Below are 14,218 nucleotides of genomic sequence, written 5' to 3'. Positions count from 1 at the left end.
CCGCCCGACCCGAGGCGTCAGAATTGCAGGGTTCCGCTCAATCTGGCAGTGCGCCCAGGGGCAGGCACCAGGCCCAGGCTCAGCGCATCCAGGTAATAGCGATCCGTAAAGTTGTCGATGTTGAAGTCCAGACTGAAATGGTCGTTGACGCGCCAGCTTGCGAAGAAATCGAACACCTTGTATTCGTGCCACATCACCGGGCGCAGGAATCCGTTCTTGGTGTCGTCATGGAAGGTGCCCATGTTGCGCTGGCCCATGAAGGTGCCGCGCACCCCCATCGTCAGGCGCCGGTCGAACAGACGCGTGCCTACCTTGGCCGATGCATGCCAGCGTGGCGGAATCATGTTGTTGAAGTAGCTGTTCGCCACCCCGTAATTGGTGCAGTCGTAACGGCGCAGGCTGCCGTGGTGGCAAACCTCGATCTTCTGGTACTTGGTGCCGCCCAGCTCCATGAAGTAAGGGCCAGCGTCGTACTCCAGCAGCAATTCCGTACCGTGCACACTGACGCTGTCGATATTGCGCAGGCGGAAGAAGTCGTTGCTGTTGCCGGAAGGCTGCTCCCACAGGTTGACCGAAGTCCGCGTCAGGTAGTCCTTGGTGTGGTTGCGGAAGTACGCCAGCTTCACCCGGAACTTGTCCTGATCGGTCAGCAGACCGTCATGCAGGATGTTCAACCCGATTTCCCGATTCTTGGCATGTTCGGGCTGCAACTCGATATCCAGCGTCGGCGACACCGACAGGCCCTGGGTGCTTTCGAAGAGGCTGGGCATACGGAAGGCCTCGGCATAGCGGGCGTACAGTTGCAAACCGCCCAGCGGCTCCCAGGTCAGGCTGGCCAGCGGTGCGGTGCCATGCTTGCGCGAACGGTTGTAAACCGGGTCGCATTGGCCATCGCCGTTCGTGTCCACGCATAAGGGGCTATCCTGCTTGAGTGACTGCGGCTTGTGGTCTTCTGCCTTGTAGCGGGTATGGCGCAACCCGGCATCCAGCGTCACCTGCGGCAGCACCTGCCATTTCAAGGCAAGAAAGGCGCTGTATTCGTGCCGCTCCCCGTCCCGCACATCCTCCGGGCGGGTATTGGTCCAGCCGCCGGACGAATTCCCTATCGGTTTGACATCCTCGCGCTGTAAAGAAAAGCCATAGCGCAGCTCCGGCTCGCCCCAGGCGGAAAAACGCGAGGTATTGGTGAGATCCAGGCCGGTGCGTTTGTACAGCTCGGCAACGTCGCTGCTGCCTTCGGTATAGCTCTGGTCGCCGATTTCAAAGTAATAAAAGGTATTGGCGCTGTTGGTACGGGTATGCCAGAGATTGGCGCGCAGGTCGATGAACGCATTGTCGGCCGGCTGCCAGCGATAGCGCGTGGTATAGGTATTGGCCGTCACATGGCTGTTATCGGTCTGGCGCACGCTGCCGAACCAGAGCAATTGCGACGGCATCAATTCACCGTAATCGCTTTGGTAGCGCATCCAGCTCATTTCCAGTTCCTGATCCGCCGGCAGGAAGACCTTGGCCTTCACCAGCGAGGATCGGCTGTCGTAGTTGCTGTTGACGATGCGCTCGCCTGCCCGGAAACGGGTTGCCCCTTCGCGCGTGGGCCGGACTTCGGTATAGAAGGGCTTCTTGACCGTGTCCGATAGATCCATATAAGGCGTGGGGCCGTGAGTGCCGGCGTAGTAATTGCCCTGGGTACGCTTGGCAACCGCCGCAACCAGATCCACCTTGTCGAAACGCTGGGCAAGGGCCAGGCTGCCTGCCCAGCTTTTCGGCATGTACCAGGAGGGCCGGTTCATGCCGACATCCGGCGCAAAACTGTCCGGCAGCTCATACGTGCGGGGCTGGCTGGAATGCTGCTGGCTGCAGATGTCGGGCCGGGCGCAATCCGTGCGATAGACGCCGTCATCGCCAAAGTTCCCCAGGTGATAGCCGGCAGGCGTGCCCGGCGGCGGCGCCGACCCGCTGTTGTTGCCGATGGCCTGACCCCGCACGCGGATGCCAAAACTGTTGTCGTCCATGAGGATATCGTCGGCATTGATGGTCCGCATGCTCACCAGGCCGCCAATCGCGCCTGTGCCGCCGGCATCCATCGTCGGGCCCTTGTCTATCTGAATACCGCCAATAAGATCGGGGTCGATATAGGTACGCGACGATACCCCGGCGTAGCCCCGGTACACCGTGGTTTCCTGGCGGGAACCGTCCAGCAGCACCGGCACGCGGCCCTGCCCCTGCATCCCGCGGACATTGATGTCCAGGCCACCGGAGTTGCGGTTTTCACCGACCAGCACACCAGGAATGCCCTGGAAAATATCGCCCACGGATGTGCCACGGAACAGCTCGATGTCTTCGCGCGTCAGGTAATTGACTGAACCAGCCGTGCGATAGACCTCGTCTTTGAGCGAGGGCGCCACCGCCGTGACCTCCACCGTGTCGAGCACGACCGGCCGGCCGGCAGAGGTCGGCACCGGCTCCAGCAGCCAGCCCCCCCGTTCCAGCCGCCGGGCCTGCAGGCCGGTGCCCCGCAACAGTTGCGTCAGCCCTCGCTCAAGGCTATAGCTGCCGGACAGGCCGGCGGTATTTTTCCCGGCCGCCAGGCGGGCATCATAGGAAATCAGGCCGCCGGAAATGCGGCCGAAAGTCGCCAGCGCCTGATCCAGCGGCCCGGCGCTGATCTGGAAATCATGGAAATTGCCGGATGTGCCCGCCTGCTCCGCCGCTGTGCTCTGTGCACCGGCCCCTGGGCTGTGCCCCAGCGCGGCAGCGCAGCATAAAGCCGTGGCAAGCGCCACGCCCGGGCGTATTGCCGGCAATGGCATGTTTCTGAAACTCCGTTTTTTCATGCTGCAACGGGATTGGCCCGCCCGTGGAAAGTGTCGTATTACCTAACCTGACACGCGACACGAAAAAACAGCTCAATTTTTTTCGCTGCCGGCAAAACAGCTCCGAGAGCCGGCAGCACGCCCACCGGAACCTGAGCCGCCAGCTGTGCGCATTGCTTGTCCCTAGCGGCAAACAAAGGCATCAGGCCAAGCCAGCGCCGGGGGTCAGCGAGCTTCCACAGTGACCCAGTAATCGCTACGTTTTTTCACGACGACAGGTAGCGCACGAACCAGCGCCGCCAAGGCGCGCTCGGTGTCTGCCACCGGATAGGAGCCGGAAATCCGCCAATCGGCAATGTCCGGCGCGCAGCGCAAAATACCGTGTCGATAGCGCCCCAGTTCCGCCAGAAACCGTGACAGAGGCATATCCACGGCTATCAGCATGCCTTCCGTCCAGGCACTGGCGTGGGGCGGCAAGGCTTCCAGGCCGCTTGCGGCAGTCCTGGAAAAACGGGTCTGCTGCCCGGCCTGCACCAGATAGCTCGCCTGCGGGTCATCCATCGGCCAGACTTCCACGCTGCCGGCCAGCACACCGACCTGACAGGCCATTGATTCATCCCGCAGCAGAAAACTCGCGGCAGGCGTGCTCACGTCGCCGTAGGCCGTCCGCACCCGGAAAGGATGAACCAGGCCCAGCGCCGTGGTCACCATGATTTCACCCCGGCGCAGCACCAGAATATCGCCCAGCGCATCCGTCACCAGATCGACCGCGGAATCCGTATTGAGCAACAAGCGTGAACCATCGGGCAGCGTCGCGGCCTGCAACTCGCCGATACCGCTGATATAGGTACCACCGAAACGCCAATTGAAAATCTCGCGTCCGCCCAAGGCCACCATCCCCAAGCCTGCCATCCCCCCCAGCAACTTGAGGTTGCGCCGCCTGACGCGGCCGGAGGCGTCCAGGGCGTGCAAGGCGACCGGCGCGGAATCCAGCACACCCAGCCGGAGATTGACCTGTTCGATGCGCTGCCAGGCAGATTCATGCGTCGGGCTGGCGGCGCGCCAGCGTTGCCATGCCAGCCGCTGGCGGGCAGGAAAATCGCCGGACTGCATGCGCAACAGCCAGTTCAATGCCTCGCGCGCCGCGCCCGGCGTGACCTGCCCGACGGTTTCGCTTTCGTTCAGTCCCTGTTTTTCCGCCATGCCCGCTCCCTTGCCTCGTACCGAATGTCAGTCAAGCAGGTCCGCAAAATAGCAGCGCTGCGCGGCAACCAGAATGCGGCGCTTGACCGTCGCAATCGAAATATCCAGGGCTTGCGCAATTTCGGCGTGCGTCATGCCATCGACCTGGGCCATCAGGAAAGCCTGGCGCGCCTGGCGCGGCACGCCTGCCAGCAGCCGATCCACCTCCTGCAAGGCTTCGAGCGCAATGGCCCGGGTTTCGGCTGAGGGCGCCATGGCTTCCGGCAGGCTGGCCAAGGCTTCCAGATACGCCCGCTCCAGCGCCTGACGGCGAAAATGATTGGCCAGCAGGTTCTGCGCGATGGTCGTAAGGTAGGCGCGCGGCTCCTTGATCCTGTCCAGTTCGCGCGAGGTCAGCACCTGTACGAAGGTGTTCTGCACCAGGTCCGCCGCCTCTTCGTTATTGCCCAGCTTATTGCGCAGGCGCACCAGCAACCAGCGGTGATGCGCCACATACATGGTTTCGGCGATAGCCGCCGCGTCCGCCGGTTGACTCATGAAGCACGCTCCAAGCGCATAAACTGAAAATCAGGATTGAGAATTATACTCATCCATATTTTCCAATGCAGCCGGAATCCACTCGTTCCTAGGGTTGACACTGCATTCTGTTGCATCAACGCAATCATGGGCGAGAACCGCGAAACGTCATCGCCCCCTCCGCATGCCGTCCGCAGGTGCCTGACGGGCCTCGGATCATTCCCCCTTGAAAAATGCGAAGCCGTCCTTATAATTAGCACTCAAGGCCGTCGAGTGCTAACAGCTTTCCGGCCCGTGCATGACCACATTGGTTTTGTTGTTACCTCATTCAAACCTTAGCTAGATATACAGGAGTTCTTCATGGCCCTGCGTCCCCTGCATGATCGCGTGATCATCAAGCGTCTGGACAACGAACGCAAGACTGCCTCCGGCATCGTGATCCCCGAGAGCGCCGCCGAGAAGCCCGACCAAGGCGAAGTCCTGGCCGTCGGCCCCGGCAAGAAAACCGAAGACGGCAAGGTGCTGCCCGTTGACCTGAAGGTCGGCGACAAGGTTCTGTTCGGCAAGTATGCCGGCCAGGCCGTCAAGGTCGATGGCGAAGAGCTGCTGGTCATCCGCGAGGACGAAGTCCTCGCCGTGATCCAGTAAGCCGGCCCCGCGCCTGATCCATCCCATACCGATCTCTAGTAAGGAATATCACAATGGCTGCCAAGCAAGTTCTGTTCGGTGACGACGCCCGTGTGCGCATCGTCCGCGGCGTCAACATCCTCGCCAACGCTGTCAAGACCACTCTGGGCCCGAAAGGCCGCAACGTCGTGCTGGAGCGCTCCTTCGGCGCCCCGCTGGTGACCAAGGACGGCGTTTCCGTCGCCAAGGAAATCGAACTGAAGGACAAGTTCGAAAACATCGGCGCACAGCTCGTCAAAGACGTCGCTTCGCGTACCAACGACAACGCCGGTGACGGCACCACCACCGCCACCGTGCTGGCCCAGGCCGTCGTTCAAGAAGGCCTGAAGTACGTTGCCGCCGGCTTCAACCCGATCGACCTGAAGCGCGGTATCGACAAGGCTGTCGCCGCCATCGTCGAGCAACTGAAGAGCCAGAGCAAGGCCATCACCACCAGCAAGGAAATCGCACAGGTTGGCTCCATCTCGGCCAACAGCGATTCCTCCGTTGGCCAGATCATCGCTGACGCGATGGACAAGGTTGGCAAGGAAGGCGTCATCACCGTCGAAGACGGCAAGTCGCTGGAAAACGAGCTGGACGTCGTCGAAGGCATGCAATTCGACCGCGGCTACCTGTCGCCCTACTTCATCAACAACCAGGAAAAGCAAGTTGCCGCCCTGGATGATCCTTTCGTTCTGATCTACGACAAGAAGATCAGCAACATCCGTGACCTGCTGCCGGTGCTGGAGCAAGTTGCCAAGTCCAGCCGTCCGCTGCTGATCATCGCCGAAGACGTCGAGGGCGAAGCCCTGGCGACCCTGGTGGTCAACAACATCCGTGGCATCCTGAAGACCACCGCCGTCAAGGCGCCTGGCTTCGGCGACCGCCGCAAGGCCATGCTGGAAGACATCGCCATCCTGACGGGCGGCACGGTGATCTCCGAAGAAACCGGCATGTCGCTGGAAAAAGCCACGCTGGAAGAGCTGGGCCAGGCCAAGCGCATCGAAGTGGGCAAGGAAAACACCACCATCATCGACGGTGCCGGTGCTGCTGCCAACATCGAAGCCCGCGTCAAGCAAATCCGCTTGCAAGTCGAGGAAGCTTCCTCCGACTACGACCGCGAGAAGCTGCAAGAGCGCGTCGCCAAGCTGGCTGGTGGTGTGGCCGTGATCCGCGTCGGTGCTGCCACCGAAGTGGAAATGAAGGAAAAGAAGGCCCGCGTTGAAGACGCCCTGCACGCTACCCGCGCTGCTGTGGAAGAAGGCGTGGTGGCTGGCGGCGGCGTGGCGCTGCTGCGTGCCAAGCAAGCGGTTGCCGACCTGAAGGGCGATACGCCTGACCAGAACGCCGGTATCCAGCTGATCCTGCGCGCTATCGAAGCGCCGCTGCGCACCATCGTCGAAAACGCTGGCGAAGAATCCAGCGTGGTCGTCAACACCGTGCTGAACAGCAAGGGCAACTACGGCTACAACGCGGCCACCGGCGAGTACGCCGACCTGGTCGAGCAAGGCGTGCTGGATCCCACCAAGGTGACCCGCAATGCCCTGCAAAACGCTGCTTCCATCGCCAGCCTGCTGCTGACCGCTGAAGCCGCTGTGGTCGAAATCGTCGAAGACAAGCCGGCCGCGCCGGCCATGCCCGACATGGGTGGCATGGGCGGCATGGGCTTCTAAGCCCTTGTCTGCCGCAGTCCGGGGGGAGCCTCACCTCCCCCGGCTGCAGCCACAAGCAACACCCCGCCAGGGTCTTCCTGGCGGGGTGTTTTCTTATGCGCGGCCCGAACATCTGCCCCCCCAGCCATGGCGCTGATGGGTCTCACGCCTGCCTGCCCCCCAGGCAAACCCTGGCATTGGATTCCGCAAAGCTACGGAAGCGCGATCCGGGCCGGCCCGCCTACCATGAGCCTGTCATCACTGATAGGGACAAGGAGACGGGCATGGCCATCGGATATGTTTGGAATACGCTTTACGGCTGGGTAGATACCGGCACCGGCAGCCTGGCCGCTGCCAACCTGACGGCGCGCATGCAGCCCATCAGCCATCACCTGGCGCATCCTGACACCAAGCGCAGGTTTCACGAACTGGTCTGCGCCTCCGGTCAGATCGAGCATCTGACGCCAATCGCTGCCATCGCCGCCACGGATGCGGATATTCTGCGCGCCCATTCCGCCGCGCACCTGGAAAACATGAAACGCGTCAGCAATCTGCCCACGGGCGGGGATACTGGCGACGGCATCACCATGATGGGCAACGGTGGCCTGGAAATCGCCCGGCTGTCTGCCGGTGGAGCCGTTGAGCTGACGCGCCGGGTTGCAACAGGCGAACTGAGTGCCGGTTATGCACTGGTCAATCCGCCCGGGCACCATGCGCCGCACAACGCCGCCATGGGTTTTTGCATCTTCAACAATACCTCGGTAGCGGCTGGCTATGCCCGCGAAGTCCTGGGCATGGAGCGAGTCGCCATCCTCGACTGGGATGTGCATCATGGCAACGGCACCCAGGATATCTGGTGGAACGATCCCTCCGTCTTGACCATTTCGCTGCACCAGCATCTGTGCTTTCCGCCCGACTCCGGCTACAGCACCGAACGCGGCGCAGGCAACGGACATGGCTATAACATCAACGTACCCCTGCCTCCCGGCAGCGGCAATGCCGCCTATCTCCATGCCATGGATCAGGTCGTCCTGCCTGCCCTGCGCGCCTACCGGCCGCAACTCATCATTGTCGGTTCCGGTTTCGATGCCAGCATGCTGGATCCGCTGGCGCGCATGATGGTGACCGCCGATGGCTTCCGTCAAATGGCACGCCGGACCATCGACTGCGCAGCGGATATCTGCGATGGACGCATCGTATTCGTCCAGGAAGGCGGCTATAGCCCCCACTACCTGCCTTTCTGCGGGCTGGCCGTCATCGAGGAGCTGACCGGCGTACGCAGCCTGCCCGATCCTTACCACGAGTTCCTGGCGGGCATGGGTGGCAATACGCTGCTGGATGCCGAACGTGCCGCCATCGAGGAGATCGTACCGCTGCTGGCGGATATCCGCTGAATATCACGGGCCGCTCCCTGCCTGGCCGCATACAGGCAAGGAGCGGGAACTGGCAGGCCACAGGCCGCACGAAGCGCCGGCGCAGGGCTCAGGCAGCCCCCATCGGCCCGAGGGCGGCCAGTATCCTGCCTTCGGCATCCGGCACGAACCAGCCATTCACGGCCGCCTGCACGGCAAGCTGCACTCTGCGCTCCAGACCCAGCTTGAGCAGCAGGCCTGCCACGTGGCTGTGCACGGTTCGCTCCCCCACCCCCATGCAGGCAGCGATTTCCCGATCCGGCAAACCTGCCATCAACCAGCCCAACGCCGCCAGCTCCCGAATACTGATGCCGCCTGGAAGCGGGGCAGGATGCAGGCTGACCATCACGCCGCCTTGCGGCAAAGGGCGTCCAGACAGACGCATGCTGTGCCGCCCCAGCAGCCAGTAGCACTGCAAGGGACGGGCCCGTGCGGCTACATGCCGCAGCGCTAGCGCCATGGCCTCGGCATCCACGCCTGCCGGTGCCGGCCCTTGCAGCACCAACCCGTTTCCCTCAGGCACGAAACGCAGCAGCAACACAGCCGCTTGCCCTGCTGTTTGCGGTACATGCTCGCGCACCATGCTTTCCAGCAACGCCTGCATGCCACGCGCCAGCAAACGAGCCTGGCGGTTGAAAGCATCAGCCCGGCGCGACGAAAAGTGCGCCAGTCCGCAATATCCGCCCTGCACCCCCAGTTCCAGCGTCATGCCGTCCTCAAAACCATGCGCATGCAAGGCGCCGGTATAAAGCTGCGTCGAACGAAAGGGAGGGAACATGCCTTCCGAAGACTCTGAAATCGAAGGCGGCAATAATTCAACCGGTGAGAAACGGCGGGTAAATCCCGGCGGGTACAGGCGCGGGAAATCGACCGCCAGCGCAGTCGCACAGACGGTGTTGTAGCCCTGACGCCAGACTTCCACATGCCGTTCACTGCCCGGCACATGCGCGAGCAATTGCACGGCGTCGAACTCGAACAGGCCGCGCAGCGCTGCCATACGCTCCTGCAGGTTCTCGCCGCTCATTCCCCCTCCGTCATGCTGACGCCTATTGGATGCTCACACGCCATGGCGACGCCGTTCCGCCATCGTAGGGCCCGTTTCCGCTTGCGGGGATCGGTATTTTCCCGGTGCGGCGTTCCAGCAAGGGCCGCGCCAGGGCCTGCGGCCTTGCACTGCGTAGCGACACGCATTCGCCTGCTTAACGTAAAATCACGCCCGCATGGTGGTGCGGCACAACAGACGGCCGCGCCATTCACGACAGGCAGGCCGATGCGCTCCGCGCCGCAGGGCCGCCTGTTCTCCGCCACTTGAAGAGGCCGCCACACCGTGACGCAAACGCCCCCCTCCCCCCAGCAGCATTCGCCGTTCAAAAGCCGTGGCGGCCTGCGCCGCATTTTCAATGCACTGCGATACTCGCTGCAGGGCTTCGGCGCCGCCATCAAGTATGAAGCCGCCTTCCGGCAGGAACTGGCGCTGGCGGTGCTGCTGATTCCGGCGGCCTTTTTCCTGGGCCGCAACACCATTGAAGTCTTTCTGCTGATCGGCGTCGTGCTGCTGGTGCTGGTGGTGGAACTGCTGAATTCCGCCATCGAAGCCTTGGCCGATGCGCTCAGCGTGGAACGGCACCCCTTGCTGGGACGCGCCAAGGATCTGGGCAGCGCTGCAGTCATGCTGATGCTGATCTTCACGGCGATTGTCTGGCTCTCCATCCTGGCCGCACGATTCTGGCAGTAAGCCGGGCGCGATGCCTTAGAATGAACTTTTCTCCTCTACGCCAAGCACCATGACAGCCCATCGCCAAAGTGCCAGCCCCCCGACGCCTCGCGTTGTCATTGTCGGCGGCGGTGCTGGCGGACTGGAACTGGCTGCCCGCCTGGGGCGGCGCCACGGTCCGCAAGCCGTTACGCTGATAGACTCGCTGCCTTACCATATCTGGAAACCCTCCCTGCATGAAGTCGCAGCCGGTACGCTGGATATCCACCAGGAAGGCCTGTCCTATCTGGTGCTGGCGCATATTTGCCATTTTTCCTTCATTCTCGGGCCGATGCTGGATATCGACCGCGAACGCAAGGTGCTGAAAATCGGTGCCATTGCAGGCCCTGGCAACCGGGAACTGATTCCGCCACGCGAAGTCCCCTACGACATTCTTGTGATGGCCATCGGCAGCAAGGCCAACTTCTTCGGCACGCCCGGCGCGCAAGAACACGCGGTGACGCTGGATAACGTCGAAGCCGCCGAAGCTTTCCGGCTGCAAATCCTCGAAGCCATGCTGCGCGTGGACCAGGCCAAGGCCACGGATCCGGAAGCTCGCCTGCATCTGGTCATCGTGGGCGGCGGCGCCACCGGCGTCGAACTGGCCGTAGAGTTGCGCGAGGCCAGCCGTGTTGTCAGCGCCTACAGCCTGTCGGCGTTCAACCCCAGACTGGATCTGGCCATCACGCTGATAGAAGGCGCGCCACGCATCCTGGCGGCCTTGCCCGAACGTATTTCCAAAGCGGCCCGTGAGCGCCTGGAGAGCCTGGATATCCGCGTGGAAACCGGCTGCGCGGTCGCCAGCGTGACCTCAGACCATGTCATGACGCGCGATGGCCGCCGCTTCAATGCCGATATGTGCCTGTGGGCCGCTGGCATCAGTGCGCCCGACCTGCTGCAAAAGCTCGACCTGCCGCTGCATCGCAATGGTCAGGTGCTGGTTGATGAACAGCTGCGTACCCCTGATCCCGATATCTATGCCATGGGCGACTGCGCCGCCGCCCCCTGGACGGAAGGCCGTCTGGTTCCCGCCCGGGCACAGGCCGCGCACCAGCAGGCCAGCTATCTGGCCCGGCAATTGAGCGCCCGGCTCAAGGGCGAAGCCAGCGATGGCAAGCCCTACGTCTATGAAGACCACGGTTCCCTGGTATCGCTGGGGCAGGATGCCGGTGTCGGCAGCCTGATGGGCAAACTGACCGGCCGCGGCCTGTTCCTGAGCGGCATGCTGGCCCGCCTGATGTACATGAGCCTGCACTTGATGCATCACCGCGCCATTCTTGGCGTCAGCCGAACCGCCTCGCTGGCCCTGGCCCGCCTGCTGGTGCGGCGCACACATTCTCGCGTCAAGCTGCACTGACGCGCGGCGCAACGGGCATGGCGGCGCACCTGTCCGCCAGCCCCGGGCAGCCTTGGCTGCCCAGGCCAGCCGCTGCGCCAGTCATTTTTCAACCTTAACGGATTTCTACGCCTGCTATGTCTTTCATCCAGAAACTGGAAAAAGCCTGGACCAGCTCCAACTCCCTGCTGATGGTCGGACTGGACCCGCTGCCCGAGCGCTTCCCTGACTCCCTGGGTACGCAACCCGATGCCATTTTCCGTTTCTGCCGGGATATCGCCGACGCGGTTGCGCCTTATGTCTGTGGCTTCAAGCCGCAGATTGCCCACTTCGCCGCCCATGGCGCGGAAACCCAGCTCGAAGCGCTATGCGCCCACCTCCGCAGCCATCATCCCGATAAGGTACTGGTACTGGACGCCAAGCGCGGCGATATCGGCTCTACTGCCGAACACTATGCGCTGGAAGCCTTCGAGCGCTACCAGGCAGATGCCGTCACCGTCAGCCCCTACATGGGCTCGGATTCCGTCGAACCCTACCTGCGCTGGAAAGACCGTGGCATCATCGTGCTGTGCCGGACTTCCAATTCGGGCGGCGCCGACTTCCAGGAATTGTTAATCGGCGATGGCGATCCGCTCTACCTGCGCGTTGCCGACGTCGTGCGCCAGCAATGGAATACCGATCACCAATGCAGTCTGGTCGTGGGCGCGACGCGCCCCGAAGAACTGGCCCGGGTACGCGCCCGTGTCGGTGATGACATACCGCTGCTGGTGCCTGGCATCGGTGCCCAGGGCGGGGACATCCCCAAAACCGTCAAAGCGGGGCTAAACAGCCGCGGCACCGGAATGATGATCAACTCTTCGCGCGCCGTGCTGTACGCCAGCCGCGACGAAGATTGGCGCGAAGCCGCTGCCCGTGCCGCCCAGGAAACGCGCGACGCCATCAACGCCTGCCGTTAACCTGACTGTTTAACGCTGCTGCTCACGCCTGCCTGGCCGCCCCTGCGCCACCCTGGGCCTGCCGCGCGCCCCGACGCGCTCACAGACCCAGGCGGTCCGCCATGCGTATCAGGTCCGCGAGCGTGCGGGCCTGCATTTTCTTCATGACATTGCCGCGCCGGACTTTCACCGTCACTTCGCTCAAGCCCAGTTCATCGGCAATCTGCTTGTTCAGCAACCCCCGGGCCACGCCTTTCATGACGGCCTGTTCGCCAGTAGTCAGCGCCTCCCAATGGCCGTGCAGCAAAGCCATCCCGGCCTCCCTGCTCCGGCGCTCCTGATCCTGTGCCAACCCGCGCTGGATCGCATCCAGCAGATCTTGATCACGAAAAGGCTTGGGCAGAAACTCTATCGCGCCATTTTTCATGGCCTCCACCCCCATGGCAATGTCGCCATGACCGGTGATGAAAATCACGGGCAAACGCAAACCATGGCCCTGCATCTGCCGATGAAAATCCATGCCGCTTTGCCCCGGCATCCGGATATCCAGAATCAGGCAACCCGGCGCATCCGGCGGTTCGCCGGCCAGGAAATCGGCGACGGAAGCGTGGCTGCATACCTGCAGACCGACAGAGGCCAGCAGGTCTTCCAGTGCCAGGCGCATGGACGCATCATCATCCACGACATGAATGACAGGCTGCAACAGGGTCTCGGGGGATGCTTTCATCAGATCTGCTCCTGCGGTGCCGCCGCCAGCGTGAAGCGGCAGACCAGACCACCGCCCGGTCGCGCCAGCGCTTCTATCCGGCCGCCATTGGCCTCGATCATGGAGCGGCTGATCGCCAGCCCCAGGCCCAGGCCATTTTCCTTGGTGCTCCAGAACGCATCGAATATCCGCTCCAGTTCTGCTGGCGCCAATCCCGGCCCGTTATCTGCCACGGCAACGGTCAGGCTGCCATCGGCATGCAAGCCGGTACTCAAGGTCGCCACCCCCGCCGGCCTACCTGCCTGATCCATGGCCTCGGCCGCATTGAGCAGCAGATTGCTCAGCACCTGCTGAATCTGCACCCGATCCGCGTAGGCGGCGGGCAGATCCTCAGCCAGCGTCAGCACCAGCTCAACCCCATGCCTGTCGAACTCCCCATGCATCAGGACCGCAACCTCAATGACGGCGTGGTTCAAATCGAAGCGCTCGCGCGCAGGCGCTTCGCCGCGTGTCAGCGCCCTCACACGTTCAATGACCGCACTGGCACGGTGCGCATCCTCCACGATACGGCCTGCGGCCTGGCGTGCCTTATCCAGATTGGGGGGCTCCATGGCCAGCCAGCGCTGGCAGGCATGGGCACTGGTACTGATCGCTGCCAGGGGTTGATTGACCTCGTGGGCAATGGAAGTCGTCAGTTCACCCATGCTGCTGGAACGCGCCATGCGCTCCAGGCGCGCCTTGGCGGTACGCGCCACGCGCTGAGCCGTCGCCATCTGCAAGGCCAGCCAGGTCGTGACGCCTATCGCCACAATGCTGAGCACCGAATTGATCAGGCCGATTTCGTAGGCGCCGCTGCGAGTCAGCAGAAAGCTCAGGATGGTGAGCACGACGCAAACCGATGACAGCGCCAGCACGACACGGCTGCCGTGGATACGCATGGCAGCCAGTATCACGGCGCAATAGAACACAGGGAAGGCAATGGCGTAGTCCGTCACGGTATCGGCCAGAAAAACCAGCCCCATCACCAGCACCAGGGCCGCTGTCAGCAAGGCCCGCCGCAAGCCGGGCCGAACGCTGGTTTCACGCGTGATCGACAGCTTGTCCTTCATGTTGCGAGCGGCTCCCTGCCTGTTTCCTGGTCGCAGCGATCTTAACACCCGTCGCCACCCTGCCTTCATCGGACTTCCTTCCCCATGCAAGCGTCCACCCGTCTGCCTGGAACGCGG

Annotated in this window: 12 protein-coding genes; 6 read left to right on the top strand and 6 right to left on the bottom strand. The window is 62.8% G+C overall.

The genetic code is table 11. The annotated features are described in order from the left end of the window. Positions 1–17 precede the first annotated feature (17 nt). From ACNA1V_RS08265 to ACNA1V_RS08255, 3 genes are all read right to left on the bottom strand, one after another. The gene (locus tag ACNA1V_RS08265) at positions 18–2,810 is read right to left on the bottom strand and encodes a TonB-dependent receptor (RefSeq protein ID WP_415833121.1); all 2,793 of its coding nucleotides are present in this window, start codon (positions 2,808–2,810) and stop codon (positions 18–20) included. Positions 2,811–3,038: 228 nt separating this feature from the next. Continuing rightward, positions 3,039–4,016, bottom strand: a complete 978-nt coding sequence (locus ACNA1V_RS08260; RefSeq protein ID WP_415833120.1) for a DUF4880 domain-containing protein — start codon at positions 4,014–4,016, stop codon at positions 3,039–3,041. A 27-nt stretch (positions 4,017–4,043) separates the two neighbouring features. Next, positions 4,044–4,553 carry a sigma-70 family RNA polymerase sigma factor gene (locus tag ACNA1V_RS08255; protein WP_415833119.1) on the bottom strand — a complete coding sequence of 170 codons (510 nt, stop codon included), beginning with the start codon at positions 4,551–4,553 and terminating at the stop codon, positions 4,044–4,046. Positions 4,554–4,892: 339 nt separating this feature from the next. Here ACNA1V_RS08255 and ACNA1V_RS08250 point away from each other — a divergent pair, with 339 nt between their 5' ends. The 3 genes from ACNA1V_RS08250 to ACNA1V_RS08240 all read left to right on the top strand — a co-directional run bounded on the left by ACNA1V_RS08250 (position 4,893) and on the right by ACNA1V_RS08240 (position 8,244). Further along, positions 4,893–5,180 (top strand): co-chaperone GroES, encoded by a 288-nt coding sequence (locus ACNA1V_RS08250; protein ID WP_068374980.1) that lies wholly within the window; start codon positions 4,893–4,895, stop codon positions 5,178–5,180. Positions 5,181–5,233: 53 nt separating this feature from the next. Then, positions 5,234–6,871, top strand: a complete 1,638-nt coding sequence (gene groL / locus ACNA1V_RS08245; RefSeq protein ID WP_415833118.1) for a chaperonin GroEL — start codon at positions 5,234–5,236, stop codon at positions 6,869–6,871. Positions 6,872–7,134: 263 nt separating this feature from the next. Next, positions 7,135–8,244, top strand: a complete 1,110-nt coding sequence (locus ACNA1V_RS08240) for a class II histone deacetylase (protein WP_415833117.1) — start codon at positions 7,135–7,137, stop codon at positions 8,242–8,244. An 88-nt stretch (positions 8,245–8,332) separates the two neighbouring features. Here the strand turns inward: ACNA1V_RS08240 and ACNA1V_RS08235 are convergent, their stop codons facing one another. Beyond that, on the bottom strand, positions 8,333–9,286 hold the full coding sequence (locus tag ACNA1V_RS08235; protein WP_415833116.1) for a helix-turn-helix transcriptional regulator: 954 nt from the start codon (positions 9,284–9,286) through the stop codon (positions 8,333–8,335). A gap of 303 nt (positions 9,287–9,589) precedes the next feature. Here ACNA1V_RS08235 and ACNA1V_RS08230 point away from each other — a divergent pair, with 303 nt between their 5' ends. From ACNA1V_RS08230 to pyrF, 3 genes are all read left to right on the top strand, one after another. After that, positions 9,590–9,997: a diacylglycerol kinase gene (locus tag ACNA1V_RS08230; RefSeq protein ID WP_415833115.1), complete on the top strand. Its 408-nt coding sequence runs from the start codon at positions 9,590–9,592 to the stop codon at positions 9,995–9,997. Positions 9,998–10,046: 49 nt separating this feature from the next. Next, positions 10,047–11,372, top strand: coding sequence for an NAD(P)/FAD-dependent oxidoreductase (locus ACNA1V_RS08225; RefSeq protein ID WP_415833114.1), 1,326 nt, complete (start codon positions 10,047–10,049; stop codon positions 11,370–11,372). A 116-nt stretch (positions 11,373–11,488) separates the two neighbouring features. Further along, entirely contained in the window at positions 11,489–12,307 is an 819-nt protein-coding gene (gene pyrF / locus ACNA1V_RS08220; RefSeq protein ID WP_415833113.1) for an orotidine-5'-phosphate decarboxylase, read from the top strand. Positions 12,308–12,386: 79 nt separating this feature from the next. Here pyrF and ACNA1V_RS08215 read toward each other — a convergent pair whose 3' ends face one another. Further along, positions 12,387–13,013: a response regulator transcription factor gene (locus tag ACNA1V_RS08215; RefSeq protein ID WP_415833112.1), complete on the bottom strand. Its 627-nt coding sequence runs from the start codon at positions 13,011–13,013 to the stop codon at positions 12,387–12,389. Continuing rightward, a complete protein-coding gene (locus tag ACNA1V_RS08210) occupies positions 13,013–14,101 on the bottom strand; it encodes a sensor histidine kinase (RefSeq protein ID WP_415833111.1) in 1,089 nt (362 codons plus the stop codon). Before ACNA1V_RS08210 ends, ACNA1V_RS08215 begins: the two co-directional genes overlap by 1 nt. Between the last annotated feature and the right edge of the window lie 117 nt (positions 14,102–14,218).

The sequence above is a fragment of the Kerstersia similis genome (genome assembly GCF_965139615.1).
GTDB lineage: Bacteria > Pseudomonadota > Gammaproteobacteria > Burkholderiales > Burkholderiaceae_B > Kerstersia > Kerstersia similis.
Note: the sequence above shows the minus strand (reverse complement) of the source record. Positions and strands in the feature narration are given on the sequence as shown.

What these genes read in the sequence shown, in the direction of transcription:
- ACNA1V_RS08265 (WP_415833121.1), bottom strand. Translation starts at nt 2,810, where the DNA reads ATGCCATTGCCGGCAATACGCCCGGGCGTGGCGCTTGCCACGGCTTTA.
- ACNA1V_RS08260 (WP_415833120.1), bottom strand. Translation starts at nt 4,016, where the DNA reads ATGGCGGAAAAACAGGGACTGAACGAAAGCGAAACCGTCGGGCAGGTC.
- ACNA1V_RS08255 (WP_415833119.1), bottom strand. Translation starts at nt 4,553, where the DNA reads ATGAGTCAACCGGCGGACGCGGCGGCTATCGCCGAAACCATGTATGTG.
- ACNA1V_RS08250 (WP_068374980.1), top strand. Translation starts at nt 4,893, where the DNA reads ATGGCCCTGCGTCCCCTGCATGATCGCGTGATCATCAAGCGTCTGGAC.
- groL (WP_415833118.1), top strand. Translation starts at nt 5,234, where the DNA reads ATGGCTGCCAAGCAAGTTCTGTTCGGTGACGACGCCCGTGTGCGCATC.
- ACNA1V_RS08240 (WP_415833117.1), top strand. Translation starts at nt 7,135, where the DNA reads ATGGCCATCGGATATGTTTGGAATACGCTTTACGGCTGGGTAGATACC.
- ACNA1V_RS08235 (WP_415833116.1), bottom strand. Translation starts at nt 9,286, where the DNA reads ATGAGCGGCGAGAACCTGCAGGAGCGTATGGCAGCGCTGCGCGGCCTG.
- ACNA1V_RS08225 (WP_415833114.1), top strand. Translation starts at nt 10,047, where the DNA reads ATGACAGCCCATCGCCAAAGTGCCAGCCCCCCGACGCCTCGCGTTGTC.
- pyrF (WP_415833113.1), top strand. Translation starts at nt 11,489, where the DNA reads ATGTCTTTCATCCAGAAACTGGAAAAAGCCTGGACCAGCTCCAACTCC.
- ACNA1V_RS08215 (WP_415833112.1), bottom strand. Translation starts at nt 13,013, where the DNA reads ATGAAAGCATCCCCCGAGACCCTGTTGCAGCCTGTCATTCATGTCGTG.
- ACNA1V_RS08210 (WP_415833111.1), bottom strand. Translation starts at nt 14,101, where the DNA reads ATGAAGGACAAGCTGTCGATCACGCGTGAAACCAGCGTTCGGCCCGGC.